Below are 25,561 nucleotides of genomic sequence, written 5' to 3' on the forward strand. Positions count from 1 at the left end.
CCTACTACCCGTACAGCGACTCGATAGTAGCGGCGTAGTTGGTAGCTATCGGTTTGCGCCTCAGTTTTCCGGTTGCCGTGAGGTTATCGCTGCCCGGCGTCCACACATCCGGCAGCACCGCGAACTTCTTGATCTGTTCCACCCGGGAGAGCTTGGTATTGGCGGTGTCGATGCCCTCCTGCAGCGACTCCAGCACCCGGGGATCCCGGGCCAGCGCCGCAATGCTCCGGTCGGTTAGCTGGTGACGCTCGGCGAAGGCGGCGGCCAGATCCGGGTCCAGGCAGATGAGGGCGGTGTTGTAGGCGCGGCCCTCACCGATCGCGACCACCGTGCCCGCCAGCGGCGTGCTCTCGGTGACGGTGTTCTCGATATTGGTCGGCGACATGTTCTTGCCGGCCGCGTTGATGATCAGTTCCTTCTTGCGGTCGACGATCTTGAGGAAGCCCTCGGCGTCGATCTCGCCGATATCGCCGGTGTGCAGCCAGCCGTCGGTGTCGATGGTCTCGGCGGTCTTGTCGGGGGCGTTGCGGTAGCCGCGCATCACCATCTTGCCGCGCACCAGCACCTCACCGTCCGCGGCGATGCGGACCTCCGCGCCGGGCAGCGGGCGGCCCACCGTGCCGATTTTGATGCGTTCGGGGCGATCCACGGTCGCGCCCGCGGTGCACTCGGTCATGCCGTATCCCTCGCACAGCGGCAGGCCCAGGCCGAGGAAGAACTCGTGGGTGTCCTTCGGGATCGGGGCGGACCCGGTGACGGCGATGCGGATGTTGTCCATGCCGAGCTGGGTGCGAATGGTGTTGAGCACCAGGCGATCCGCGAGCCGATACTGGATGGTATCGACGATGTTCTGGCTGCGCCCGTCGGAGTTCGCGCGGGCGCGGGCCCGGCCGACAGCGATCGCCCAGTCGATGAGCCGCCGCTTGAGCGGGCTCGGCTCGGCCGCGAAGCGGTCCTCCAGTGCCGCTTTGACCTTCACCCATACGCGGGGCACACCCAGGAACACCGACGGATGCACCTCCGTGAGCGCGGCGGCCACCTGCTTGAGATCCGGGGACGTGGTGATCTGCGCGCCGGTGAGCAACGACAAGTAGTGCGCGAACCAGCGATTGGCCGCATGCGCGTCCGGCAGGTAGGAGACCACCTTGTCGGCGGGTCCGCCGGTGCCGAATTCGTCCACCACGCGGGCGTTCTCGAGGAAATTGGTGTGGGTGAGCTCCACGCCCTTGGGCGGGCCGGTGGTGCCGGAGGTGTAGACGATGGTCAGCAGATCCGCGGGATCGACCGCGCGCCAAGCGGATTCGAAATCGAACCCGGCGTTCTCGGTCGCTTCGACGTCGGTGAGCGAGACGCACCCCTCCGGTGCCTCGTCCACACAGATCACGTGCTCGACCGTGACGCCCTGGGTGGCGGCCTTTTCCACTGCCGCCAGCACCTGCGGCGCGAACTGCCGCTCGCAGATGATCACCTTGTTGCCCGCATTGCCGAACTGATAGGCCAGCAGATCCACCGGATTGGTGTTGTACACCGAGAACGGGGTCGCGCCCGTGTGCAGAATCGCGGTGTCGCACAGGTGGAATTCGGGGCGGTTGGTCATCATCAGCGCGACCGTGTCGCCGCGCCCGACGCCGAGCGCCGCCAGCCCGGTCGCGATCGTGCGCACCCGATCCCCGTACTCGCGCCACGTGACGGTGACTCCGCCACCGAGCGTGCGCAGCGCCACCTCCTGCGGATAGCGGGCCACATTGGCCTGGAACGCCTCGACCATCGTGCGCGGGGCCGTTCCCGCAGCCGGTGTTGAACTCACGAACACAGCAGACCGCACAAAGGATGGGCGGGTCCACTGGCAATGGCGAAGATCTACCGACGCGTACTTGTGCATAGTGACAAAGGTGGGGGCCCGTGGTCCGAGCCGTGGCAGCGGGGTCCGTTGGCCCGGTGATCGAGGTTTACATGAATTTACCAATGATCTTGTTGCGCAACCTGATTCGAGTCCGGTATAGGGGCTCGCGACGTATCGTGTTAGCACGAACAGGACCGCCGGACCCCGACCGGGACGTCCGATCGGGTGGGCGTGCGCGGCCACGAGGAGCGAGCGGTGATCACCCCTACCACCAGCGGAGTACAGGACTACATCAATGCCGAGGAAGTCGAGTACGTCGACATCCGATTCTGCGACGTCCCCGGCATCCAGCAGCATTTCTCCATCCCGGCGAAGATGTTCGACGCCGAGCTGGTCGAGGGCGGCATCGCCTTCGACGGGTCCTCGGTGCGCGGCTTCCAGGCCATCCACGAATCCGACATGCTGCTACTGCCGGATCTGCGCACCGCGCAACTGGATTCGTTCCGCGCCGCCAAGACCCTCAATATCAGCTGCTTCGTGCACGACCCGCACACCCGCGCCGCCTACAGCCGTGACCCCCGCAATGTGGCCCGCAAGGCCGAGGAATACCTGCGCTCCACCGGGATCGCCGACACCGCCTACTTCGGGCCCGAGGCCGAGTTCTACATCTTCGACTCGGTGCGCTACGACACCAGCATGAATCGCGCCTTCTACGAGGTGGATTCGGCGTCGGCGGACTGGAACACCGGCGAGAAGTTCAATCCCGACGGCACCCCCAACCGCGGCTACAAGGTGCGGCCCAAGGGCGGCTATTTCCCCGTCGCGCCCTATGACGCGGATGTCGATCTGCGCGACCGCATGTGCACCAACCTGCAGATCGCGGGCTTCGACCTGGAGAAGGGGCACCACGAGGTCGGCACCGCCGGGCAGGCCGAGATCAACTACCGGTTCAATACGCTGCTGGCCGCCGCCGACGATCTGATGCTCTACAAGTACATCATCAAGAACACCGCCTGGGAGGGCGGCAAGACCGTCACCTTCATGCCGAAACCGCTCTTCGGCGACAACGGATCCGGCATGCACGTGCACCAATCCCTGTGGAAGGACGGCTCACCGCTGTTCTACGACGAGGCCGGGTACGCCGGGCTGTCGGACCTGGCGCGGCATTACATCGGCGGTCTGCTGCACCACGCGTCGTCGCTGCTGGCGTTCACCAACCCGACCGTGAACTCCTACAAGCGCCTGGTGCCCGGCTACGAAGCGCCGGTGAACCTGGTCTACAGCCAGCGCAATCGCTCTGCGGCCGTGCGCATTCCGGTCACCGGCACCTCCGCCGCCGCCAAACGCCTGGAATTCCGCTGCCCCGACTCCTCGGGCAACCCGTACCTGTCCTTCGCGGCCATGATGATGGCCGGGCTCGACGGCATCACCAACAAGATGGAACCCCCGCTGCCCGTCGACAAGGACCTCTACGAGCTCACCCCCGAGGAGAGCTCCGAGGTCACCCAGACGCCCGGAAGCCTCGAGGAGGTCATCAACCGCCTCGAGGCCGACCACGAATACCTCACGCAGGGCGGCGTTTTCACCGAGGACCTGATCGACACCTGGATCCGCATCAAGCGCGAATCCGAGATCGCCGAGATCAACGTCCGCCCGCACCCCTACGAATTCGAGCTCTACTTCGACGTGTAGAGCTCGACCGGCTCGAGGCCCGACAGATACTCCGGCAGCGGGCGGGAGTGCAGGACGCCCAGGCGTTGCGTGGCGCGGGTGAGCGCGACATACAGCTCGGCCGCGCCGCGCGGGCTCTCGGCGAGGATCTCATCGGGTTGCACCACCAGGACCGCGTCGAATTCGAGGCCCTTGGTCTCCCAGGCGGGGACCGTGCCCGGCATGCCGGGCGGGCCGATCACGATGCTGGTGCCCTCGCGGCCGGCCTCGTCGCGCTCGAATTCCGCGATGGCCGAGGCCATCTCGTCGACCTGGAGCTGACGGGCCCACGGCTGGACCCCGCACGCGCGCACCGACTCCGGCGGCACCACGTCGGGTGCGAAATCGGCGAGGACCGCGGCCGCGACCGCCATGATCTCCGCCGGGGTGCGGTAGTTCACCGTCAACGACCGGTACTGCCAGCGGCCCGGGACATACGGTTCCAGCATGGTGTCCCACGAGGTCGCGCCCGCCGGGGAGCTGCGCTGCGCGAGATCGCCGACGACGGTGAAGGAATGGCTCGGACAGCGGCGCATGAGCACCCGCCAGTCCATCTCCGACAGCTCCTGTGCCTCGTCGACCACGATGTGGCGGTAGGTCCAATCCCGGTCGGCGGCAGCGCGTTCGGCGAGCTCACGGGTGTCGCGCTCGAGGAAACGCTCGGCCAAGTCCTCGCCGTAGAGGAGATCGGTGGCGAAGAGGTGGTCCTCGTCGTCCATATGGTCGGCACGGTTGACCAGCAGATCCAGGACGCCCTCGGCATAAGCGGCCTGCGCCTTGCGTTCCCGTTCGGCGGCGGCCTCCTCGGCGCTGGTGTCACGGCCCAACAGATCGACCAGTTCGTCGAGCAGCGGCACATCCGACACCGTCCACGCCGCGCCGTCGGCACGGTAGAGAGCTTGCCCGGCACCGGCGTTGCGCAGTCGCTCGTCGGACGAAAGCAGTTCCGCCAGCAGGTCTTGCGGCTCCAGCGTCGGCCAGAGCCCCTCGACCGCCGCCGAGAACCCCTCGTGCTCGGCGAGTTCGGTGCGCAGATCGGTGCGCATGTTCTCCCACGCGTCGCGATCCTCGCGGGTGAGCCAGCCCTTGCCGATCCGCGCGATCGCACGCTCGGTCAGCGCCCAGGTGAGCACCTCGAGGAACACCGCGCGGGCCTCGTTGTGCGAACGACCGCTCTCGCGGGCCTCCTCCCGCGCCCAGCCCGCGATATCGGCGTCGATGCGCACGGTGACATCGGTCAAGTCGATCGTGATCGGTTCCCGTGGAACCTGCTGGCGATCCGCGACCGCGGCCTTCAACACCTCCAGGATCTTCAGTGACCCCTTCAGCCGCGCCGCCTCGGGAGTGTCCTCGGCGGTCGCGTGCAGACCGGGCAGTAGCTCGCCCGTGGTGGTGAAGACCACGTTCGTCTCGCCCAGCGACGGCAGCACCCGCCCGATGTGCTTGAGGAAGGCCCGGTTCGGGCCCAGCACCAGCACGCCGTTGCGTTCCATCTGCTCGCGCTGCGTGTACAGCAGATACGCGACCCGGTGCAGCGCCACCACCGTCTTGCCGGTGCCCGGGCCACCCTCGATCACCAGCACGCCCGGATGTTCCAGGCGGATGATCCGATCCTGCTCGGCCTGAATGGTTGCCACAATGTCGCGCATGCCCTCGCCGCGCGGCGCATTGACCGCCGCGAGCAGGGCCGCGTCGCCGCGCTCGCCGTCGCCCGGACGGCCGAACACCTCATCGGTGAAATCCACCACTTCGCGCCCGCGTGTGAGGAATTGGCGACGTCGCCGCATCTGCTCCGGGCTCGCGGCGGTCGCGACATAGAACGCCCGCGCGGCGGGCGCTCGCCAATCCAGCAGCAGCGGTTCGAACTCGTTGGCCTCGTCGAAGATCCCGATCCGGCCGATATAGGACGGTTCCCCGTCCACACTGTCGAGGCGGCCGAAGCACAGCCCGTTGTCGGCCACGCCCAGCCGCTGGATCTCCTTGGACAGCGAGCGCACCTCGGCGTCGCGCTCCACCAGCGCAGTCGCATTGCCGCGCACCGTCAACGTCTCGCGGTAGCGGCCCTGCACCCGCGCGCGCTCGGCGTCCAGCCGCGCGTACAGCCCGGCCACATACTCCTGCTCCGACCGCAGTTCGGTCTCATACCCCTGATCCGGCACCGGCACCTCACCTTCCCGACTAGCGATCCCCGCCGCCGCGCCCCGCCGTTTACGCAGGTTGCGGCCTTAGGTCAGCAATAGTGCGCCATCACCGGGGTCTTGTGGCAAGCCCCCCACTGTGTTATAAGGTTGAATGGGAAGGAAGGAACCTTCCCATTCTTGTTTCCCCTCTTTTCACGCCGCCTCGGGGCGCTGGCCGCCCGACGCGATGTTCATGATGTCCTTGTTGCCGTCGGCCCACTGTGCCGTCATCACCATGGATGCGACCTTCCACACACCGTCCACGAGCACCACCCCGATGCGGTAGGTGCCGCCCAAGGTCCAGCGCGGAGAGCCGAGCGGGTTGGCGAGAATGTGCACCGCCTGGAACACCGCGGTCAACTCGGCACGGTCGCCGTCCACGGTCACCAGGTGGTTGCCGAGCAGGTGTTGGGTGGCATCGAAGCTACCGATCAGCTTCTCCCAGTCGGCGCGGATCTGTGCCGGGGCGACGGTCGCGGGACCGCCGCCCCACACGCTCGAGTAATCGAGGGTGACCTCGTCGGCGAACACGCTCGGGAAGGTATCCCAGTCGCTGATGTCGATGTACCAGAACAGGCGGGTGACGGCCTCGATGATGTCGGCGCGCTGCTGGGCGGTGGCGGTGGCGGAAACGGCGGTGGTCATGGCAATTCTCCTACTGTGCAATGGAATCGGTGACGGGCAACAGATCGCGGGCGGCCAGCACGCCGCGCGCGACCGACATGGCCGAGAGCACACGGGGAAAACCCGCGTAGGGGAGGGCTTGCAGGATCGACTCGACGATCTCGCCCGGCGCGACACCGACATTCAGCGCCGACCCGATATGCGCCTCCAGCTGCGGGCGGGTGTCACCGAGCGCGACGAGCACACCCAGGATCACCAGCTCGCGCCGACCCGCATCCAGCCCCGGCCGGGAATGGATGTCGCCGTAGGCGAATTCGACCGCGAACCGATGCAGATCGGGAGCGATATCGGCCAGCTCGTCGTAGACGCGCCCCCGAACCCCGCCCGCCCCACCGAGTTCGGCCTGCCGGGCGGCTCCCCGCTGGAATCTCTCGTTCATGAATCCGAGCTTGCTCGGCGCGGAAGTCGGTAACCAGCGCACGCCGTGCCTCGTACTCCCAGGGCCACCCAGGACCGCCCTGTGCCAGACTGCCGTCATGGCGGTACGTGAGAACCTGGCGGAATTCCTGAAGTCTCGACGCGCCCGGGTCGATCCGCAAGACACGGGCCTGCCGCCCTCCGGCCTGCGCCGCGTCCCCGGCCTGCGCCGCTCCGAACTCGCCCACCTGGCGGGCATCAGCGCCGAGTACTACCAGCGCCTCGAACAACGCCGCGCCGCCAACCCCTCCATCGACGTCCTCGACGCCCTCGCGACCGCCCTGCGCCTCAACGAGATCGAGACCGCGCACCTGCACACCCTCGCGCACCCGCCGCGCACCACCGAAACCGGCGCGGTCACCCCGCGCCCCGAACTGCTGCGCATGCTCGACCTGATCGACAAGGCCCCCGCCGTCGTCATCACCGACCTCTTCGACGTGCTGGCCGCAAACCCGTTGGCCAGCTACGTCTTCGGACCCATGGCCGCCGAAAACATGGCCCGCGCACTGTTCACCGACCCCGCCGCGCGAAAGTTCTACGGCGAGTGGGACGCCGTCGCCGCCGCCACGGTCGCCCAACTGCGCCGCGTCGCCGGCATCTACCCGGGCGATCCGGCCACCGGCGCCCTCATCGACGAACTCGCCACCGGCAGTACCGAATTCGCCACCCTCTGGAGCGCGGGCGACGTGCAACTGCGTACCCACGGCGCCAAACTCATCCACCACCCCCACTCCGGCACCCTGAACTTCTCCTACGAAAACCTCGAACTCCCCGGCGACCCCCGCCAGCGCATCGTCACCTTCACCCCCGACCCCGGCACCACCCTCCCAACCCTGTAGGTGCGGTCCTCAGTCCGCTGTCCCGCGCGGTACGACCCACTGGTGCCGCAGTGTCGGGAAGACCTGGGCGATCAGCTCGAAATGCTTGTCGTAGTGCAGAACCGTGGCGTCGTAGTGCACCGCGGTCGCGGCGATCAGAACATCCGTCGCCTGCGCGGAACGGCCGTAGCCCTGAGCCCAGAGCTGTCGCCGGATGGTGCGGACCAACAGGTCGATCGCGGGATCCATCGGGAGAAAGCGGAACACACCGGTATAGATGGTGATGATGCGTTCGAGCTCTTCGAGGTTCCGAGCGCTGTAGCAGGCCTCGTCGAGGGTTACGGCATTCGAGCAGAGGACTCCGACCGCGGCGTTGAGCCGGTCGAAGGCCGCGCGCACGGCCGGGGAGCTTTGAATTCGCGAGACTGCGCTGTGATCGGCAAGGTACAGCGCGAGGCCGCCTCCGGCCGTCATCGCGGCTCCGGCGACTCGGCCTCCTCGGTCGGCTCCGACTCGGTTAGGAAGGGCGCGGTGTCGGCGAACCAGGCGATGGCGTCGTGCTGCTGACGTTGCTGAACCAGCAGACGCAGAGCGGTCCGGACCGTCTCGGTCTTGGTCGCACCGCCGGTAACCTTGCGGGCCTGCTCCATGAGGTCGTCCGGGATATCGATCAGGGTCTTCGTCATCGCCACCTCCCTGGAGATATACAAATTCTCTCTCGAGTATATCCCTGTTGTGGGGGTCGGTGGGAGTTCGCGCGCGAATCGCCACTCGACACTCCGAGGGGCGGATGTGGGACGGACGGGCGCGTTGTCGTTAGATTGGGGCGAACGGATCGGCCGTGTCGCGAGATTTGCCCGCAGGGAGGCGGGTTCGTGGCGGGGTGCGGGAATACCGTTGTGACACAACGTGCCACGCGTAAAGGCGCTGCGTGGTCATGTGGGGTGGGTTGAAACTATGACCTTTACCTCACTGGCCGCGCGGGGTGGTGGTGCGGTCATACGATCCGGGGCTGACAGATGCGGGAAGGCGAGTAAGCCATGGATCGAAATGCGTTCGTCGAAGTGATGAACGAGGCGAGCGGCATGCTGGAAGCCGGGCTGGCGGAAGAAGCGCTGGCACGGTTGACGGCGTTCGACGACGGCCTGGACGCGGCGCCCGAGCCCAAGGACTACGGCTGGATCGTGTCCTACCGCTTCCGTTCCGCCTTCGCCGCTGGGGATTACGCGCAGGCTCTGCACATTGCCGAGCGCGGACCGGCCCGCTACCCGGCCGATATCCCGCCCGCCACGCTGGCCACCATGTACTCGATGGCCGTCGAGGCCGCCACCCAGCAGGATCTGCCCGACAGTGCCGTCACCATGGCCGACCGCTGCATCGAACTGCGGCGCGCGCACGGCGAGCACGCCGAGGTGCTGATGGCGGCCATGACCGCCTGCACCCTGCTCGGCGATATCGAAAGACACGACCTGGCAAGCAGATACGCGCAACTGCTGATCACCGAGGGCGTCGGCCACGACGACTACCGCGGATACGGGTACTACGCGCTGTGCGCGGCCATCGAATCGGGCGTGGGCACCCATCTCATCGACACCCTGCGCGCCGGGCGGGAATGGCTCGAGAGCCAGGACAACGAATTCGCCCGGGTGGCACTGGAATACCTGGAAACCGCGCCTGTCCTGCGCGAACCGCTCGCGGTGAACCTGGATCTCGCCGATCCGCTCGGCAACGGGGTGCCGCTGTCGGAACCCTTGGGTGGCATCCCCCCGAACAACGGCCTCCCGCCGAACAACGGTGCACCGCTGGGCAATGGCGTACCGAACGGTGTCGCGCCCGGTATCGGTGGCCCGCTGGGTAATAGCGGACCGGCCTCCGATCCGCCGCTCGCGCCGGATGCCATGCAGACCCAGTACCTGCGTCTGGGCGACGGTGCGCCGCATATGGTCACCGGGCCCTCGCAACCGCCCGCCGAGCAGATCGCGGGCGGCGAAACCGCCGACGCGCTCATGGAAGCCAACCGCCCCGGCATCGCCGCGGCCGCCTACCGCGCCCTCATCGACGACGCCCTCGGCACCGGCAAACCCGATCCGCTGATCATGGGCAAGGCCACCCTCGGCCTGCTCACCGCCCTCATCTTCGACAATCGGGTGGGCGAGGCGCACGGCATCTGGGTCGACGAACACGGGCCCACCTACCTGGGCATCTGGTCGCTGGAGAACGGCCAGACCTCGGTGCACGACGCCATCGCCTACAACCTGGTCGCGGCCTTCCTGCATTCGTTGAGCACCGGCGACCCGAATGCCGCCAACCACGCGGTCGACTCGCTCATGACCCGAAACGTGGAGTGGGCCTACGAGAACGACCCGCAGGTCGTGCCCGCCATGATCAACTCCTGGCGCCGCCACCTCTACGAGATCCACAGCGGTGAACCCGGCCCCGAATACCGGTGGCACCTCACCCAGGCCGAACAGCGCTGGGGCCACCCGATTCCCGAGGCGGGCCTGTATTGGATGCGCCCCTACCGCTGGGTCGTCGACTGGGTGTGACGGCCGCCGCCTAGGCTGGCCGCATGGCAGCGACGGAGATCTGGCATAACCCGAAGTGCTCGAAGAGCCGCACGGCCAAGGCCGTGCTGGACGAGGGCGGCACCGAATACACCGAGCGCCGCTACCTCGACAACCCGCCCTCCGCCGCCGAAATCCGCTCGGCACTGACCAAACTCGGCCTCGAACCCTGGCAGATCACCCGCACCGCCGAACCCGAGGCCAAGGACCTGGGCGTCTCCCAATGGGGCAAGACCCCCGCCGACCGCGACCGCTGGATCGAAGCCCTCGCCACCCACCCCCGCCTCATCCAGCGCCCCATCGTCTTCACCGCCGACGGCCGCGCTTTCGTGGCCCGCGACGACGAATCCCTGAACGAACTGCGGGACTAGGACAGGGCGAAGACGGGGAAACCCGGTGCGATGTCGGCCAATTCGGCGTCGGTGGCGTTCTTGGTGATGCCCTCGAAGAAGCGGCCGACCTCCCAGCCCCAGCGGTCGAGGTAGGCGCGCAGGACCGGGATCTTGTCGGCGTCGGGGAGTTCGGTGGCGGTGAAGGTTTCGGTCTTGCGGCCCAGGCGGAGTTCGCCGGTGCCGGAGACGCGGAGGTTCTTGACCCACTGGGTGTGGCCGCGCGGGGCGACCAGGTAGCGGCCGGTGTCGGTGTCGAGAACGTTGACCAGGGTGGTGCGCCATTCGCCGGATTTGCGGCCGCGGACGGCCAGCAGACGACCGCCGGCGACGTTGATGCCGAGCTTGGGCAGGGCGTTGAAGATGCGGTTCATGATCGGGTCCAGGCCGGTCGGGCCGATGTAGCGGGTGGCGGCGTGCTGGGCGTCCATGGCAAGTTCCTTCGGTTTTGGAGAGCGGTGCTCTCTGTTGGGATCAGTGTGCGCGCCGCCGCCGCGACATGTCAAGAGCAGTGCTCTCGAAATTTGGCAGTGTTCTGATTCGTGGCAGACTGTCCGCATGAGCGTCCCCAGGACTGCCCGAGAACGGGCCCGCGCCGAGATCACCCGCGAGATCACCGATGCCGCCCGGCGCCAGCTCGCCGAATCGGGTGCGCCCGCCCTGTCGCTGCGGGCCATCGCCCGCGAGCTCGGCATGGTGAGTTCCGCGCTGTACCGGTACTTCCCGAGCCGCGACGACCTGCTGACCACGCTGATCATCGATGCGTACAACTCGCTCGGCGACACCGTGGAGGCCGCGGTCGCGAGCGCAGGTACACCGCGCGAGCAGTTGCGGGCGGCCTCGAATGCCGTGCGGGACTGGGCCATTGCGCACCCGCACGAATACGCGCTGGTGTACGGGTCGCCGGTGCCGGGCTATCAGGCTCCGCAGACCACGGTCGGCCCGGCCTCGCGCGGCCCGATCGCGATGCTCTCCATCGTCTACCGGGCCTGGGAAGCAGGCACGCTGACCATTTCAGGGGACGAGCTCGAGCCGGACCTCGCGGCGCAGTCCGCGAACATCGCCGCCATGATCGCTCCGGGAATGCCGGAATCGGCGGTGACGCGGTCGTTCATCGCGCTCACCCAGCTGTTCGGCATGGTGACCTTCGAACTGTTCGGCCAGCTCGACAACAGCATGGACCCGGCCGGTCCCTTCTTCGAGCATTCGGTGGCGGCCATGGCCGACTACATCGGGCTGTCGCAGTAGGGGAGTCGAATACCGACCGGCTACAGCGGGAACGGTGGTGTGCCCACCCCGGCAATACGCAGATTGCCCCACGGATCGCGCTCCTGCAGAACCCCGGGCGAGGGCGCGCTGCCGGGCACGGTGAGAAAGACCTGCCCGCGCCCCGGATCGGGCAATTCAACCCCTTCGGCCGCGGAAATCCTTCCATACCAGTGAAATTGGCCGTCTGTCGGGTCCAAATGCCCGCTCAGCGCCACCTGCACCGCCAGCTCCGCGCCTGGCGCGTCGAGCAGTGCCGGCCCGCAATAGTCCGGTGCCGGTTCGGGTTCGGTGATCGCGGCGTGCGGCTCCGCCGCCACGGGGGAGTGGCGACGGTCCCGCCGCCACCTCACGGCAGTCCCCGGCGCCGCCAGATCCGCTTGCCGACCGGCCCGATCAGCCCCTGCTGATCCAGGAACGCACCGAGATTCGCGGCCCCCAGCCCGAGCGCGCGGCGCGAATGCGGATTGGCCCGCGCCATCCGCCGCGCCGCCCGCCCGTCCTCGACGCCCGCGCGGGCGTACATGTGCCAGTTGGTCATGAGATGCACGAACAGTGGCGCGGCCACCGCGACACACAGTCGCGTGTACCGCAATTCGGCCTTCGACATGGTCGGGACCCGGTGCGCCAACGCATCTCGCGCGAAGCCGATGTGCCGCGCCTCCTCGGTGACGTGAATCCGCATGGCGCGCGCCACGAGTGGCTGCAACTGTGGATCGTCGAGGGTGCGCCGCTGCAGCGCGTCGAAGATCTCCTCGCCCACCAGCGCGCCCACCCACACCATGGAACCGCGCAGGAACAGCTGCAGCGAGGCGATGGTGGCGCGTTCGAAACGGTTGGGCCAGTAGGGCCGTGCCTCGATGCGGTCGATGAGTTTGCCGAACATCATCATGTGCCGGCATTCGTCGCCCATCTCGGTGAGCGTGTAGTGCGAGTGTCGCGAGGTGGGATCACCGGCCATGAGCTCGCGCAGCAGCAGCCGGTTGAGCAGGTTCTCGAACCAGATGCCCACCGACAGCACGTTCGCGAGTTCCTCGCGCGACAGGTCGCGGCGCTGCGCGGGGGTCATCGCCTCCCACAGCGGCGTGCCGTAGAGCGAGACGACTTCGGGTGGCAGGAAGAGTTTGTCCGGATCCAGCGGTGCGTTCCAGTCCAGGTCGACCACCGGGTCGTAGGACTTCTTCGCTGACCCGGCTAGCAGGCGTGCGGCAAAGGATTCGCGGGTGGTGACGGCGTTGTCGCCCATGACAGCTCCCGACTCGTTACTGATACAAGCTGTTACACTCAGATTAGTGGTACATGCTGTCACGGTCAATGTTGGAGTGAGTATCGTGAGCCGAGTGACCGGCACCCGACGTAGACCCGCGCAACCCTCCGCACGGGATCGAGAACCGGCCGCCGACGGCCGCAGCACCCGCTGGACCGGCCACAAGGCCCGCCGCCGCACCGACATGCTCGACGCCGCCCTCACCGTCATCGAGGAGAACGGCACCGAGATCTCGGTGCAGCAGATCGCCGATCGCCTGCAGGTGCCGCGCCCGGTCGTCTACCGCCACTTCGACGGCCGCGCCGATCTCGACGAGGCCATCCGCCGCCACATCCTGGATTCCCTGCTGGCCGAACTGCTTCCGCGCCTGCACCCCGAGGGCACCGTGCGTGATCTGGTCCGCGGCGCGATCGGCACCTACGTCGGCTGGGTGGAACGCCACCCGCAACTGCACCGCTTCCTCGCCGCCGCCGACCCGCACGGCGAAACCTCCACCGCCCTGGCCGGGGCCCGTGACCGCATCGGCGGCCACCTCGCCGACCTGTTCGCCGAGACCCTGGAGCGGTTCGGCATCGACCGGAATCGGGCCCGCCCCATGGCCTTCGGCACCGTCGGCTTCGTCGACGGCGTGGTCAACAGCTGGCGGGCCGCACCCACTCTGACCAGCGAACATGTCGAGGGCATCCTCACCGAGTCGGTGCTGTCGCTGCTCGAGGGCAATGCCCGTAGTCTGGACCTGCCGCTGACCCGCGACACCGTCGTCGCCGACCTGCTCTCGCGCACCGCGGCGGCCCGCGCGTGACCCGCATTCACCACCAGAGGATCTCGATGGCCTTCCGTTCGCACGCCAGGTCGGTCGTGTTCGCCGCAATCGCCGCCGCCGCACTGGCTCCCGCCGCCCCGGCGGCTGCCGACGTCGCGCTCCCGGACGGTCTGCACTGCGATGTGCTGGACTGCCGCAACGACACCGACCGGGACTACGTGGTCTCCGGCTACATGCAGTGCGAGTACAGCGATACCGACGGTGGTGGTTCCTCGGGTAGCGAGCAGTTCACCGATGTGGTTCCGGCGCATACGCAATACCGTTTGCAGGGCTGCATCGACGGCCAGTCCCCGTACCTGCGTTCCATCGACGAGGTCGAATAACCCTCAGGCCCCGGTGAGCGCCCGATAGCTGCGATTCCACAGCCATTCCACCGGCCCGCGCTCGATGTTGCGCAACCAGACGTGCGCGAAGCTCAGCATGAGCGCGCACACCAGCACATAGATCCCGACGGTGAACGGCACCCGCGCATTCGCCGACACCAGACCCGCCAGCCCGAGACCCCAGCCGTAGCAAAGCCATCCCGACACCAGGTTCTGAAGGATGTAGCAGCTCAACGCCATTCGGCCGACCTCGCTGAAGCGGCGGCCCACCCAGCCCGGTCCGGGCCGGTGCGCGTAGACCTCCGCGACCAGGGCGAGCAGGCCCAGCGACACGATCGGGGCGGTGCCGTAGCGGGCCACCAGGATCAGGTCGCCGCCGACGAGGCCGAGTACCAGATCGATCGGGGCGGCGACGCCGAGGCCGATCACCATGAGGCGCTTGCGGATTCGTGCGCCGCCGGATTCGAAGATTCCGGCCCGGAACAGACGCGCGCCGAGCAGGAACAGCGCGATGGACATCGGGAAGATGAACAGCGGTTCCAGCCGGAACACCAGCAGGTGTTCCCAACGGAACGCCACCAGATCCCAGAACGAGCCGTCCGCATAGGGATTCGGGTCCAGGGGCCGATGCTCGCCGGAGCCGCCATCGGGACCGAACAGGACCACCACCGCGATCAGCGACATCACGGTGAGGTGGATGCTCGCCATGGTGATCAGCCAACGCCGCTGCGCCTTCGGGCTCGTCGCCAGGATGAACGCCACTACCAGGCCGGTGATCGCGTACCCCATCAGCACGTCGAATTCGGCGACGAAGAAGAAATTCACCAGCCCGTCGAGCAGCAGCAGTCCCGCCCGTACCGGGTACCCGCCCGGCCACGCGCGCCCGGCCCGCACCGCCGATCGCTGCTGAATAGCCAGCCCGATGCCGAACATGATGGTCAGCAGCCCGAGGAACTTGCCCTGCGCCAGCTGCTGCAGGAATCGTTCCACCCACAGCCACGCGCCCTGCGGTTCGTCACTGCGCGCGATGTAGCCGAGCAGCCCTTCGGAGTTGGTGAAGATCCAGATATTGGTGCCCAGCGTGCCCAGGATGGCGATGCCGCGCAGCACGTCCAGCGCCCCCAGCCGGGACGAACCGGGCTGGGCGGGAACGGATTCGGGGTCGCCGGCGACGGAGGTCTCCGGGTGGGGGAGACGTGGGGCAGCAGCCGGTTCGACCATGTCGGTCATTGTGCCGTCGCACCCGCTCGGCGCGGATCGGCCGCGAGAACGACCCGGCATCCGACTCGCGAATGACTCGAACCCGGACAGTCCACCCGCGCCCGGGTGTGCCTTTCGCCTAGGCTCGAGGCATGCAGCGCATCATCGGAATCGAGGTCGAGTACGGCATTTCGACGCCTACCGAGCCGTCCGCCAACCCGATTCTCACATCCACCCAGGCGGTGCTCGCCTACGCCGCGGCCGAGGGCGTGCCGCGCGCCAAGCGCACACGCTGGGACTATGAGGTGGAATCGCCGTTGCGGGACGCGCGCGGTTTCGATCTCGGCAGGCTCAACGGGCCCGCTCCGGTGATCGACGCCGACGAGGTCGGGGCGGCGAACATGATCCTCACCAACGGGGCTCGCCTCTACGTCGATCACGCCCACCCCGAATACTCCGCGCCCGAGGTCACCGATCCGCTGGACGCCGTCATCTGGGACAAGGCCGGTGAGCGGGTGATGGAGGCCGCCGCCCGCTTCGCCTCCAGCGTGCCCGGCGCCCCGCGCATGCAGCTCTACAAGAACAATGTCGACGGCAAGGGCGCCTCCTACGGCACCCACGAGAACTATCTGATGAGCCGTGAAACTCCGTTCAACCAGATCATTCTCGGGCTGACACCGTTCTTCGTCTCCCGTCAGGTGGTGTGTGGATCCGGTCGCGTCGGCATCGGCCAGTCCGGTGATACGCCCGGCTTCCAGCTCTCGCAGCGCGCCGACTACATCGAGGTCGAGGTCGGCCTGGAGACCACGCTCAAGCGCGGCATCATCAACACCCGTGACGAACCGCACGCCGACGCCGACAAGTACCGGCGTCTGCACGTCATCATCGGTGACGCCAATCTCGCGGAGTGGTCGACGTATCTGAAAGTCGGCACCACCGCCCTGGTGCTGGACCTGATCGAAGCGGGCGAAGATCTCTCGGATCTGCAGCTGGCCCGCCCGGTCACGGCCGTGCACACCATCAGCCACGACCCGACTCTGCGTGCCACCGTTGCCCTTTCGGACGGGCGTGAGCTGACCGGCCTTGCGCTGCAACGCATCTACCTCGACCGGGTCGAAAAGTTCATGGACCGCACCGGAGTCGACGACGCCCGCACCAAGGACGTCATCGAGAAGTGGGCCCACGTCCTCGATCTGCTCGAGCGCGACCCCCTCGAAACCGCCGACCTGCTGGACTGGACCGCGAAACTGCGCCTGCTGGAAGGCATGCGCAACCGCGAGGGCCTGACCTGGGCCGCACCCAAACTGCACCTGGTCGACCTGCAGTACTCGGATGTGCGCCTGGACAAGGGCCTCTACAACCGCCTGGTGGCCCGCGGTTCCATGCAACGCCTGGTCACCGAGCAGCAGATCACCGACGCCATGACCAACCCGCCCACCGACACCCGCGCCTACTTCCGCGGCGAGTGCCTGCGCCGCTTCGGCGCGGATATCGCGGCGGCGAGCTGGGATTCGGTGATCTTCGACCTGGGCGGCGACTCCCTGGTCCGCATCCCGACCCTGGAACCCCGGCGCGGCACCAAGTCCCACGTCGGCAAACTTCTCGACGGCGTGCGCACCGCCTCGGAACTGGTGCAGCAGCTGACGCACTGACGGTTTCGCGGATAGCGAACTGCGGCGGTGGGTTCCGGAGGATGCTCCGGGACTCACCGCCGTTTCGCGTGCAGGTCGCGTTGATCACTCGCCGGACCTCGCAACGCGGGGGTTCGGGGGCTTGCCCCCGAGTTAACTACCGGGGGTCCGGGGGTGTCGCCCGGGAGGCTCCGGAGAGATCGCGGCAACAGCACAATGACGTTTAATCCGGCATGTTCCCGCCGCTGGTGGGTAGTGTTGGGGGACGAGCATCGGATCTTCTCCGGTGCTCGCCGATGATCACAGAGGAGGTCGGCTGCTATGGCACAAGAGCAGACCAAGCGCGCCGGTGGCGGCGACGAGGACGAGGGCCCGGCCGGCGACGGCGGGGCGGGACAGGAGCGTCGCGAGAAGCTGGCGGAGGAAACCGACGACCTGCTCGACGAGATCGACGACGTCCTCGAGGAGAACGCGGAAGACTTCGTCCGCGCCTATGTCCAGAAGGGCGGCCAGTGACCCAAGGTGACCCCCTGCGGCTCCAGTTGGGGTTCGCCCAATCCTCTTTCTCCGAGTACCTGCGCTTGCACGCGCCGGAATTGTTGCCCAGCAACGCGATCGGATCCAACGGCACGCACCCCAATCCGGGCGTGCCGTCCGATATCGCCCCGCACGGCACCACCATCGTTGCGGTCAGCTACCGCGGCGGGGTGCTGATCGCCGGCGACCGGCGTGCCACCCAGGGCAACCTGCTGGCCCAGCGTGACATCGAGAAGGTGTACATCACCGATACCTTCTCCGCGGCCGGCATCGCCGGTACCGCGGGCATGGCGATCGAGATGATCCGCCTGTTCGCGGTGGAGCTCGAGTACTACGAGAAGATCGAGGGCGTTCCCCTCACCTTCGACGGCAAGTCCAACAAGCTGTCGAAGATGGTGCGCGACAACCTCCCCGCCGCCCTGCAGGGGCTGGCGGTGGTACCGCTGCTGGTCGGCTACGACCCGGACGCACTGGACCCGGACAAGGCCGGGCGCATCGTGTCCTACGACGTGGTCGGCGGACGCAGCGAGGAGCGCTTCGGGTACACCGCGGTGGGGTCGGGTTCACTGTTCGCCAAGTCGTCGCTGAAGAAGACGTACGCGCGCGGCATCGGTCAGGAACGGGCGCTGCGGATCGCGATCGAATCGCTCTTCGACGCCGCCGACGACGACACCGCCACCGGTGGTCCGGACACCATGCGCAACATCTACCCGACCGCGATCGTGATCGACGCCGAGGGCTCCGAGATCGTCAGCGAAGCGCGGCTCAAGGAGATCACCCGGTCCATGGTGGAGGATCGGGCGGCGGAGGCCGTAGAGGGGATCGGTGAAGCATGACTCTGCCGTATTACGCGTCGGCCGAACAGATCATGCGCGACAAGACCGAACTTGCGCGCAAGGGCATCGCACGCGGCCGGTCCGTCGTCGTGCTGGTGTACGACAAGGGCGTGGTGTTCGTGGCCGAGAACCCCTCGGCCACGCTCCACAAGATCAGCGAGCTCTATGACCGTGTCGGTTTCGCCGCGGTCGGTAAGTACAACGAGTTCGAGGCGCTGCGCCGCGGCGGCATCCTGCAGGCGGATCTGCGTGGCTACCAGTTCGATCGGCGCGACGTGACCGGCCGCTTCCTGGCCAATCTCTACGCCCAGAGCCTCGGCACCATCTTCACCGACCAGCTCAAGCCCTACGAGGTGGAGATCTGCGTCGCGGAGGTGGGATACCCGGAGCAGTCGACGAACTCGGTGCTCTACCGCATCAACTTCGACGGATCCATTGTCGACGAACGGGAATTCGTGGTGATGGGTGGCAACACCGACCCGATCACCACCGCCCTCAAGGCTTCCTACAAGCCGGGCCTGGATCTGCATTCGGCCGTCACCACGGCGGTGGCCGCGCTGCAGAAGGCCGTCCCCGAGGGGGACAAGGACAAGGCCCGCACCATCGCCTCCGGCTCGCTCGAGGTGGCAACCCTCGAGCAGTCCCGGCAACGCCGCGCCTTCCGCCGCATCCAGGGCGCCGCACTGCAGGAACTGGTGACCGGCAAGACCCCGACCGCCAAGGCCGCGGCCGAGGCCGAGAAGCCGTCCAGCGGAGACCCTTCCTAGCCCCGCGACGGCGCCAGCAAATCCCGCTATTCGGGATAAGGCTCCTTTGCACTCTCAATAGCAGAGTGCAAAGGAGCCTTGCTTTTTCGCAGGCTGAACCGCGTGCAGCGTTGCACCGCGTGCTAAATCGTTGTGAATACGTTTGCACAAGCTGTCCGACAAGCCCGTTACCGGGGACTTCAGCGCTGTAATGTCGATAGGGTGCAGCGACGAATCATGGGGATCGAGACCGAATTCGGGGTGACGTGCACGTTCCACGGTCACCGTCGGTTGAGTCCTGACGAGGTGGCCCGGTACTTGTTCCGCCGGGTAGTTTCTTGGGGCCGTAGTTCGAACGTGTTCCTTCGTAATGGTGCCCGGCTCTACCTCGATGTCGGTTCCCATCCGGAGTACGCTACGGCCGAATGTGACAGCTTGGTGCAGTTGGTCACTCACGACCGCGCCGGCGAGCGAGTCCTCGAGGATTTGCTCATAGACGCCGAGCAGCGGCTCGCCGAAGAGGGCATCGGCGGTGACATCTACCTGTTCAAGAACAACACCGACTCCGCGGGCAACTCCTATGGCTGCCACGAGAACTTCCTCGTGGTGCGCGCGGGCGAGTTCTCCCGGATCTCGGATGTGCTGTTGCCCTTCCTGGTTACCCGGCAGTTGATCTGCGGGGCCGGGAAGGTGTTGCAGACGCCCAAGGCGGCGACGTTCTGTCTGTCGCAGCGGGCCGAGCACATCTGGGAAGGCGTCTCCTCGGCGACCACTCGGTCGCGGCCGATCATCAACACGCGTGATGAGCCGCATGCCGATGCTGAAAAGTACCGCCGGTTGCATGTGATCGTGGGCGACTCCAATATGGCCGAGCCGACGACCATGCTGAAGGTGGGCACGGCGTCGCTGGTGTTGGAGATGATCGAGGCGGGGGTCGCGTTCCGAGACTTCGCTCTGGACAACCCGATTCGCGCCATTCGCGAGGTGTCGCACGATCTCACCGGTCGTCGGCCCGTGCGGCTGGCGGGCGGGCGGCAGGCCAGTGCGCTCGAGATCCAGCGCGAGTACTACGCCCGTGCGGTCGAGCATCTGCGCAACCGTGATCGCGATCCGCAGGTGGATGCGGTGGTGGATCTGTGGGGTCGCACGCTGGATGCCGTCGAGGCGCAGGATTTCGCCAAGGTCGACACCGAAATCGACTGGGTGATCAAGCGCAAGCTGTTCCAGCGCTACCAGGACCGCTACAACATGGAGCTGTCCGATCCCAAGATCGCCCAGCTGGATCTGGCCTACCACGACATCAAGCGCGGCCGTGGCGTCTTCGACCTGCTCGCCCGCAAGGGTCTGGCCAAGCGGATCACCGAGGACGAGGCGGTCGACGCGGCGGTCACCACCCCGCCGCAGACCACCCGGGCCAAGCTGCGCGGTGACTTCATCACCGCCGCGCAGGAGGCGGGCCGCGACTTCACCGTCGACTGGGTTCACCTCAAGCTCAACGATCAGGCGCAGCGGACCGTGCTCTGCAAGGACCCGTTCCGTTCGGTCGACGAGCGCGTCGACCGGCTGATCGCCTCCATGTAAGGCCATCGCTCGAACGGGCCGCGAACCTGCTGGTTCGCGGCCCGTTCCGCGTCCTGACCGCTTTGCCCGTTTCCGTCAGGCGGGGTCGATAGGGGACGACTGGGGGAAAACGCGACCGCCCATGCTCCACACTCGCGACACGCCTACTACTCTCTACGGGGTGGCGATATCCAAGGTCGAGCGGTTGATGAATCTGGTTATCGCGCTGCTGTCCACCCGCCAATTCCTGACCGCGGAGCGCATCCGGGACAGCGTGGCCGGGTACGAGGAGTCCGCGAGCGACGAGGCCTTCAGCCGGATGTTCGAGCGGGACAAGAACGAGCTGCGCGATCTGGGCATACCGCTGGAAATCGGTCCGGTGAGCCGGTATTCGGGGGTCGAGGGATACCGCATCAACCGGGACGCGTACGAACTACCCGATATCGACCTCACCAGCGAGGAGGCCGCCGCGGTCGCGGTGGCCGTACAGCTGTGGGAGTCGCCGGAGCTGGCCGCCGCGGCCGAGAGCGGACTGCTCAAGCTGCGGGCCGCCGGAATTCACGTGGAGCCCGACGCCGGGGTGTCGGCGGTGCCCGCGGTCCCGGCGCGCACGCGTGGCTCCGAGCCGGTACTGGGCAAGCTGCTCGCGGCCATCGACGCCGGGCGGGCGGTCACCTTCAAACACCGTCAGTCGCACGGGGATCCGGTCGAACGCGATGTGCAGCCGTGGGGTGTGGTCACCCATCACGGCCGCTGGTATCTGGTCGGGCACGACAATGCCCGCGACGCGCAGCGCGTTTTCCGCATCTCACGCATCGACGAGGACGTCACCGAATACGGCCCGGCCAATGTCGTGCACAAGCCCGAGGACCTGGACCTGCGTGCCGTCGTCGCCGAGGTCACCGCGCAGACCCCGATCACCGGCTCGGCCACGGTCTGGGTGGCCGACGGCCGCGGCCAGGAGATCCGCCGCCTCGGCCCGGTCATGGAGGAGCGCGAACTCGGCGGCCGCCACGGCGCCATCGTGGAGGTGCCCATCCGTTCGCGTGACTGGCTGGCCCGCCTGATCACCGGTCTCGGCGCGGACGCCCTGGTACTCGCGCCGGAAGACTTGCGCGACAATGTGATCGCCCGCCTGAAGTCGGTGCTGGAACGGACGGAGGTCACCGCGTGAGCGAGCGCAGCGAGCGAACAATGGGCACAGCGTGTGTCACTTACGCCGGAGCCGAGCGCAGCGAGGTGGAGGCGTGAGTGACGCGAACAATGCGCGCAAGGGCGCCCTCGGCACCCGGGCCTCCGACGGGGCGAAGGAGCGGCGCGCCAATGCGGCGGCCACCAGCCGACTCTCGACCCGCCTGGCGCGACTGCTGAACATGGTCCCGTACTTCCAGGCCAATCCCGGAATCAGCGCCGCCGAGGCGGCCGCCGAGCTCGGGGTGTCCACCAAACAGCTGATGACCGACCTGAATCAGCTGTGGATGTGCGGCCTACCGGGTTACGGTCCTGGCGATCTCATCGACCTGTCCTTCTCCGAGGAGAGCATCGAGGTCACCTTCTCCGCGGGCATCGACCGCCCGCTGCGGCTGACCTCGCTCGAGGCCACCGCTCTGCTCGTCGCCTTGCGTTCCATCACGGACCTCCCCGGCATGGTCGATCCGAGTGCGGCCCACGCGGCCACCGCGAAGATCGAATCCGCCATCTCCGGACGGGAATTCACCGGCCCGACCCAGCCGGCCCCGGTGGAGGCCCCCGCCGTGGCGACCGTGCGCGCCGCCCTCGAGCACGCGCACGCGCTGCGCCTGGTCTACTACTCGGCGAGCCGCGATGTGGTGTCCGAGCGTGTCGTGGATCCGATCCGAATCGTGCTGGTGGACAACAACAGCTATCTGCAGGCGTGGTGCCGGCAAGCCGAGGGCGTCCGGCTCTTCCGCCTCGACCGCATCGAGGAGGCGACCGAACTCGACGAACCGGCGCTGCCGCCCGCCGAGGCCGCCGCCGACGAGACCGCGGCCCTGGACCTGTTCGTCGACGACCCCGCGGTTCCGCTGGCGCGCTTGCTGATTCGCCCCGACTACGCCTGGGTGCTCGAGCAGTACCCGATGCACCGGGTCACCGCGCATCCCGACGGCAGCATCGAGGCCACCATGCGCTTCGCCACCCTGGACTGGATGGCCCGGCTGCTGCTGGGCTTCGGCGCGGGCGTGACCGTGCTCGGTCCCGTGGAACTGGTGACGGCCGTGCGGGAGCGTTCCAGCACCGCGCTGTCGGCCTACGCGACCGCCGCCGCGGACGCGTCCTTTGCCGCCGGGTTCGAGGAGGTCGGTCCCGCTTGAGTTTCCGCGTGACGGTGCTCGGGGCGGGCAGCATCGGATGCTATGTCGGGGGACGGCTGGCGGCGGCGGGGGCGGAGGTCACCTTCGTGGGCCGCCCGCGCGTGCTCGACGAATTGCGCACCTTCGGACTGCATCTCACCGATCTCGACGGTGACAGCGTGCGGGTGGCGCCGGACGCCTTCCACACCGCCACCGAACCCACCGAGGACACCGATCTGGTGCTGATCGCGGTGAAGTCCGCGGGCACCGCGACCGCCGCCGCCGAACTGGCCGGTCTGGTGAAGCCCGGCACGGTGGTCGTGAGCCTGCAGAACGGCATCGGCAACGACGCGGTCATTCGCGAGATCCTGCCCGCCTGCGTGGTGCTCGCCGGGATGGTCATGTTCAACGTGGTCCATCACGGCCAAGGCCACTTCCATCGCGGCACCGCGGGCACCGTGGACATCGCCGACGACCCGGTGCTCAACCGGTTCGCGCCGATCTTCGGCAAGTCCGGTCTCGGCTTCAAGCGCTACCCCGACCTGCTGCCCATCCAGTGGGCCAAGCTGCTGCTCAACCTCAACAACCCGATCAATGCGCTCTCGGGTCGCCCGCTGCGCGAGGAGCTCGGCACCCGCGACTACCGCCGCTGCCTGTCGCTCGCCCAGCGCGAGGCCCTCGCGGCCATGGCCGCCGCCCGTATCCGCCCGGCCCGGCTCACCCCGCTGCCGCCGGAGGCGATGGCCCGGCTGCTCACGATGCCCGATACCGTGTTCCGCAGGGTTGCCGGAAAGGTGCTGGCCGTCGATCCGGTGGCCCGCTCCTCCATGGCCGACGACCTCGCCGCCGGACGCAAAACCGAAATCCCTTGGCTGTGCGGTGAAATCGTCAGTCTCGGGGCCATGGTAGGAATACCCACACCGGTGAACCAGAAGCTGATCGAACTCGTGACAGCGGCGGAGAACGGTGACCGGCGCACCTGGTCGGGCCCGGAATTGCTGGAACAGCTCTCGAGCGCGGCGCGTGACGGCGCGGCGAACGAGGGTTGACAACAAGGTTCGCGGTATGCGGGTCCGGTAGCATCGGACTCACCAAGTCTTTGGAGGTAATGGAATGACAGGCGCCATCAGCCCGTGGCACTTGCTGATCGTTGTGCTGATCTTCTTGCTGTTCTTCGGTTCGAAGCGCATGCCCGACGCGGCCCGTAGCCTGGGTCGCTCGATGCGGATCTTCAAGACCGAGGTCAGCCAGATGCAGAACGAGGGCAAGACGGGCGAGGCCGCTCCCGAGGCACAGGCCCAGCCGGTGCAGCCGCCGGCCCAGCTGCCCCCGGCCCAGCCGGTGCAGCAGCCCACGCCGCAGCCGAACGACCAGCAGAAGGCCTGAGGCCACGTTTTGTCCGGGATGAGTGAATCTCATCCCGGGTAAGTCGTTGTCCGGGTCTTGGTTGGCCGCAAGGCGGAGGCAGTCACACACACATGCGCATCCCGTTCGATCCCCGGCGCAGCAAGCGCCGCACGAACCCCGACGGCACCATGTCCTTGGTGGATCACCTGCAGGAACTTCGCAGGAGATTGCTCGTCGCCCTGGCCTGGATCGCCCTCGGAACCCTCTTCGGGTTCTTCTGGTACTCGCACTCCTTCCTCGGGATCGACAGTCTCGGTGAGATCCTGCGCGGGCCCTACTGTGATCTGCCCGCCTCCTCGCGGGCCAATCTCAGTGCCGACGGCGCCTGCCGACTGCTGGCGACCGCCCCGTTCGAGCAATTCACCCTGCGCTTGAAGGTGGGTGCCACCGCGGGCATCGTGGCGGCCAGCCCGTTCTGGCTGTATCAGCTGTGGGCGTTCATCACGCCGGGCCTCTACGCCAAGGAACGCAAGTACGCGATCTGCTTCGTGGCCGCGGGTACGGCGCTGTTCATCACCGGCGCGGTGCTGGCGTATTGGGTTGTCGCCCATGCGCTGAGCTTCCTGATGACCATCGGCAACAACGTGCAGATCACCGCCCTGTCGGGTGTGCAGTACTTCAGCTTCATCATCAAGCTGCTGGTGATCTTCGGTGTGAGCTTCGAAACCCCTTTGCTCATCGTGGGTTTGAACTTCCTCGGGGTGCTGACCTACGCGCGGCTCACCAAATGGCGGCGCGGGCTCATCTTCGGGTTGTTCGTGTTCGCGGCCATCGTGACACCGCAGGACCCGATCTCGATGCTGTCGCTGGCGCTTGCGCTGACGTTGCTGTTCGAGATCGCGGTGCAGGTCGCGCGCCTCAACGACAAGCGTCGCGCCCGCAATGCCGAGGCGTGGGAGAACCTGGCCGACGATCAGGCATCTCCGCTGGACACCGCCCCCGGCGGCGTCGACGCACCGACCCCGGTGCCGACCGCGGAACCGGTCGCCGCCACACCGGTCGAGAAAACAACAGGAGCCGTGTCGGATTACTCCGATACTCTCTGAAA

27 protein-coding genes are annotated in these 25,561 nt (G+C 67.4%); 17 read left to right on the forward strand and 10 right to left on the reverse strand.

Translation table 11 applies throughout. The features are described 5' to 3' along the window. Positions 1–4: 4 nt before the first annotated feature. On the reverse strand, positions 5–1,768 hold the full coding sequence (locus tag ACYVN4_RS23510; RefSeq protein ID WP_460724661.1) for an AMP-dependent synthetase/ligase: 1,764 nt from the start codon (positions 1,766–1,768) through the stop codon (positions 5–7). Between the two features lie 330 nt (positions 1,769–2,098). Here ACYVN4_RS23510 and glnA point away from each other — a divergent pair, with 330 nt between their 5' ends. Further along, on the forward strand, positions 2,099–3,535 hold the full coding sequence (gene glnA / locus ACYVN4_RS23515) for a type I glutamate--ammonia ligase (protein WP_460724150.1): 1,437 nt from the start codon (positions 2,099–2,101) through the stop codon (positions 3,533–3,535). Here glnA and helR read toward each other — a convergent pair. From helR to ACYVN4_RS23530, 3 genes are all read right to left on the reverse strand, one after another. Then, positions 3,520–5,712 (reverse strand): RNA polymerase recycling motor ATPase HelR, encoded by a 2,193-nt coding sequence (helR, locus tag ACYVN4_RS23520; RefSeq protein ID WP_460724151.1) that lies wholly within the window; start codon positions 5,710–5,712, stop codon positions 3,520–3,522. The genes glnA and helR overlap by 16 nt on opposite strands. Before the next feature lie 174 nt (positions 5,713–5,886). Next, entirely contained in the window at positions 5,887–6,378 is a 492-nt protein-coding gene (locus ACYVN4_RS23525; RefSeq protein ID WP_460724152.1) for a nuclear transport factor 2 family protein, read from the reverse strand. 10 nt (positions 6,379–6,388) lie between these two features. Continuing rightward, entirely contained in the window at positions 6,389–6,796 is a 408-nt protein-coding gene (locus ACYVN4_RS23530; RefSeq protein ID WP_460724153.1) for a carboxymuconolactone decarboxylase family protein, read from the reverse strand. A gap of 97 nt (positions 6,797–6,893) precedes the next feature. Between ACYVN4_RS23530 and ACYVN4_RS23535 the strand changes: the two genes are divergently transcribed. Then, the gene (locus ACYVN4_RS23535) at positions 6,894–7,673 is read left to right on the forward strand and encodes a helix-turn-helix domain-containing protein (RefSeq protein WP_460724154.1); all 780 of its coding nucleotides are present in this window, start codon (positions 6,894–6,896) and stop codon (positions 7,671–7,673) included. Positions 7,674–7,682: 9 nt separating this feature from the next. On the opposite strand, the gene ACYVN4_RS23540 is transcribed toward ACYVN4_RS23535, so the two are convergent. Both ACYVN4_RS23540 and ACYVN4_RS23545 read right to left on the reverse strand, forming a co-directional pair. Further along, on the reverse strand, positions 7,683–8,126 hold the full coding sequence (locus ACYVN4_RS23540; protein WP_460724155.1) for a PIN domain-containing protein: 444 nt from the start codon (positions 8,124–8,126) through the stop codon (positions 7,683–7,685). Continuing rightward, a complete protein-coding gene (locus ACYVN4_RS23545; protein WP_460724156.1) occupies positions 8,123–8,338 on the reverse strand; it encodes a type II toxin-antitoxin system VapB family antitoxin in 216 nt (71 codons plus the stop codon). The genes ACYVN4_RS23540 and ACYVN4_RS23545 overlap by 4 nt, the downstream gene beginning before the upstream one ends. A gap of 354 nt (positions 8,339–8,692) precedes the next feature. On the opposite strand from ACYVN4_RS23545, the gene ACYVN4_RS23550 reads away from it, so the two are divergent. Both ACYVN4_RS23550 and ACYVN4_RS23555 read left to right on the forward strand, forming a co-directional pair. Beyond that, on the forward strand, positions 8,693–10,198 hold the full coding sequence (locus ACYVN4_RS23550; RefSeq protein WP_460724157.1) for a hypothetical protein: 1,506 nt from the start codon (positions 8,693–8,695) through the stop codon (positions 10,196–10,198). A gap of 23 nt (positions 10,199–10,221) precedes the next feature. Beyond that, positions 10,222–10,587: an arsenate reductase family protein gene (locus ACYVN4_RS23555; RefSeq protein WP_460724158.1), complete on the forward strand. Its 366-nt coding sequence runs from the start codon at positions 10,222–10,224 to the stop codon at positions 10,585–10,587. On the opposite strand, the gene ACYVN4_RS23560 is transcribed toward ACYVN4_RS23555, so the two are convergent. Beyond that, positions 10,584–11,036 (reverse strand): nitroreductase family deazaflavin-dependent oxidoreductase, encoded by a 453-nt coding sequence (locus tag ACYVN4_RS23560; protein WP_460724159.1) that lies wholly within the window; start codon positions 11,034–11,036, stop codon positions 10,584–10,586. The genes ACYVN4_RS23555 and ACYVN4_RS23560 overlap by 4 nt on opposite strands. Positions 11,037–11,163: 127 nt before the next feature. Between ACYVN4_RS23560 and ACYVN4_RS23565 the strand changes: the two genes are divergently transcribed. Then, entirely contained in the window at positions 11,164–11,853 is a 690-nt protein-coding gene (locus tag ACYVN4_RS23565; protein WP_460724160.1) for a TetR/AcrR family transcriptional regulator, read from the forward strand. A 20-nt stretch (positions 11,854–11,873) separates the two neighbouring features. Here the strand turns inward: ACYVN4_RS23565 and ACYVN4_RS23570 are convergent, their stop codons facing one another. Together ACYVN4_RS23570 and ACYVN4_RS23575 are read right to left on the reverse strand one after the other, a co-directional pair. Further along, positions 11,874–12,191 (reverse strand): DUF4873 domain-containing protein, encoded by a 318-nt coding sequence (locus ACYVN4_RS23570; protein ID WP_460724161.1) that lies wholly within the window; start codon positions 12,189–12,191, stop codon positions 11,874–11,876. 29 nt (positions 12,192–12,220) lie between these two features. After that, positions 12,221–13,117: an AurF N-oxygenase family protein gene (locus ACYVN4_RS23575; RefSeq protein WP_460724162.1), complete on the reverse strand. Its 897-nt coding sequence runs from the start codon at positions 13,115–13,117 to the stop codon at positions 12,221–12,223. Positions 13,118–13,211: 94 nt separating this feature from the next. On the opposite strand from ACYVN4_RS23575, the gene ACYVN4_RS23580 reads away from it, so the two are divergent. Together ACYVN4_RS23580 and ACYVN4_RS23585 are read left to right on the forward strand one after the other, a co-directional pair. After that, positions 13,212–13,940 (forward strand): TetR/AcrR family transcriptional regulator, encoded by a 729-nt coding sequence (locus ACYVN4_RS23580; protein WP_460724163.1) that lies wholly within the window; start codon positions 13,212–13,214, stop codon positions 13,938–13,940. 26 nt (positions 13,941–13,966) lie between these two features. Beyond that, a complete protein-coding gene (locus ACYVN4_RS23585; protein ID WP_460724164.1) occupies positions 13,967–14,284 on the forward strand; it encodes a hypothetical protein in 318 nt (105 codons plus the stop codon). A gap of 3 nt (positions 14,285–14,287) precedes the next feature. On the opposite strand, the gene ACYVN4_RS23590 is transcribed toward ACYVN4_RS23585, so the two are convergent. Further along, on the reverse strand, positions 14,288–15,505 hold the full coding sequence (locus ACYVN4_RS23590; RefSeq protein ID WP_460724165.1) for a DUF418 domain-containing protein: 1,218 nt from the start codon (positions 15,503–15,505) through the stop codon (positions 14,288–14,290). A 131-nt stretch (positions 15,506–15,636) separates the two neighbouring features. On the opposite strand from ACYVN4_RS23590, the gene dop reads away from it, so the two are divergent. The 10 genes from dop to tatC all read left to right on the forward strand — a co-directional run bounded on the left by dop (position 15,637) and on the right by tatC (position 25,559). Then, positions 15,637–17,136 (forward strand): depupylase/deamidase Dop, encoded by a 1,500-nt coding sequence (gene dop, locus ACYVN4_RS23595; RefSeq protein ID WP_460724166.1) that lies wholly within the window; start codon positions 15,637–15,639, stop codon positions 17,134–17,136. Positions 17,137–17,436: 300 nt separating this feature from the next. Beyond that, positions 17,437–17,631 carry a ubiquitin-like protein Pup gene (locus tag ACYVN4_RS23600; protein ID WP_213555212.1) on the forward strand — a complete coding sequence of 65 codons (195 nt, stop codon included), beginning with the start codon at positions 17,437–17,439 and terminating at the stop codon, positions 17,629–17,631. Next, complete coding sequence (prcB, locus tag ACYVN4_RS23605) at positions 17,628–18,488, forward strand: proteasome subunit beta (RefSeq protein WP_460724167.1); 861 nt, start codon at positions 17,628–17,630, stop codon at positions 18,486–18,488. The genes ACYVN4_RS23600 and prcB overlap by 4 nt, the downstream gene beginning before the upstream one ends. Continuing rightward, on the forward strand, positions 18,485–19,255 hold the full coding sequence (gene prcA / locus ACYVN4_RS23610; protein ID WP_460724168.1) for a proteasome subunit alpha: 771 nt from the start codon (positions 18,485–18,487) through the stop codon (positions 19,253–19,255). Before prcB ends, prcA begins: the two co-directional genes overlap by 4 nt. A 201-nt stretch (positions 19,256–19,456) precedes the next feature. Beyond that, on the forward strand, positions 19,457–20,815 hold the full coding sequence (pafA, locus tag ACYVN4_RS23615) for a Pup--protein ligase (RefSeq protein WP_213555214.1): 1,359 nt from the start codon (positions 19,457–19,459) through the stop codon (positions 20,813–20,815). Between the two features lie 160 nt (positions 20,816–20,975). Further along, positions 20,976–21,968, forward strand: coding sequence for a helix-turn-helix transcriptional regulator (locus tag ACYVN4_RS23620; protein ID WP_460724169.1), 993 nt, complete (start codon positions 20,976–20,978; stop codon positions 21,966–21,968). Between the two features lie 181 nt (positions 21,969–22,149). After that, positions 22,150–23,127, forward strand: a complete 978-nt coding sequence (locus tag ACYVN4_RS23625; RefSeq protein WP_460724662.1) for a helix-turn-helix transcriptional regulator — start codon at positions 22,150–22,152, stop codon at positions 23,125–23,127. After that, the gene (locus ACYVN4_RS23630) at positions 23,124–24,155 is read left to right on the forward strand and encodes a 2-dehydropantoate 2-reductase (RefSeq protein ID WP_460724170.1); all 1,032 of its coding nucleotides are present in this window, start codon (positions 23,124–23,126) and stop codon (positions 24,153–24,155) included. The genes ACYVN4_RS23625 and ACYVN4_RS23630 overlap by 4 nt, the downstream gene beginning before the upstream one ends. A 64-nt stretch (positions 24,156–24,219) precedes the next feature. Then, entirely contained in the window at positions 24,220–24,492 is a 273-nt protein-coding gene (gene tatA, locus ACYVN4_RS23635) for a Sec-independent protein translocase subunit TatA (RefSeq protein WP_460724171.1), read from the forward strand. 92 nt (positions 24,493–24,584) lie between these two features. Then, a complete protein-coding gene (tatC, locus tag ACYVN4_RS23640; protein WP_460724172.1) occupies positions 24,585–25,559 on the forward strand; it encodes a twin-arginine translocase subunit TatC in 975 nt (324 codons plus the stop codon). The last annotated feature ends 2 nt before the right edge of the window (positions 25,560–25,561 follow it).

This window comes from Nocardia heshunensis (assembly GCF_054782115.1).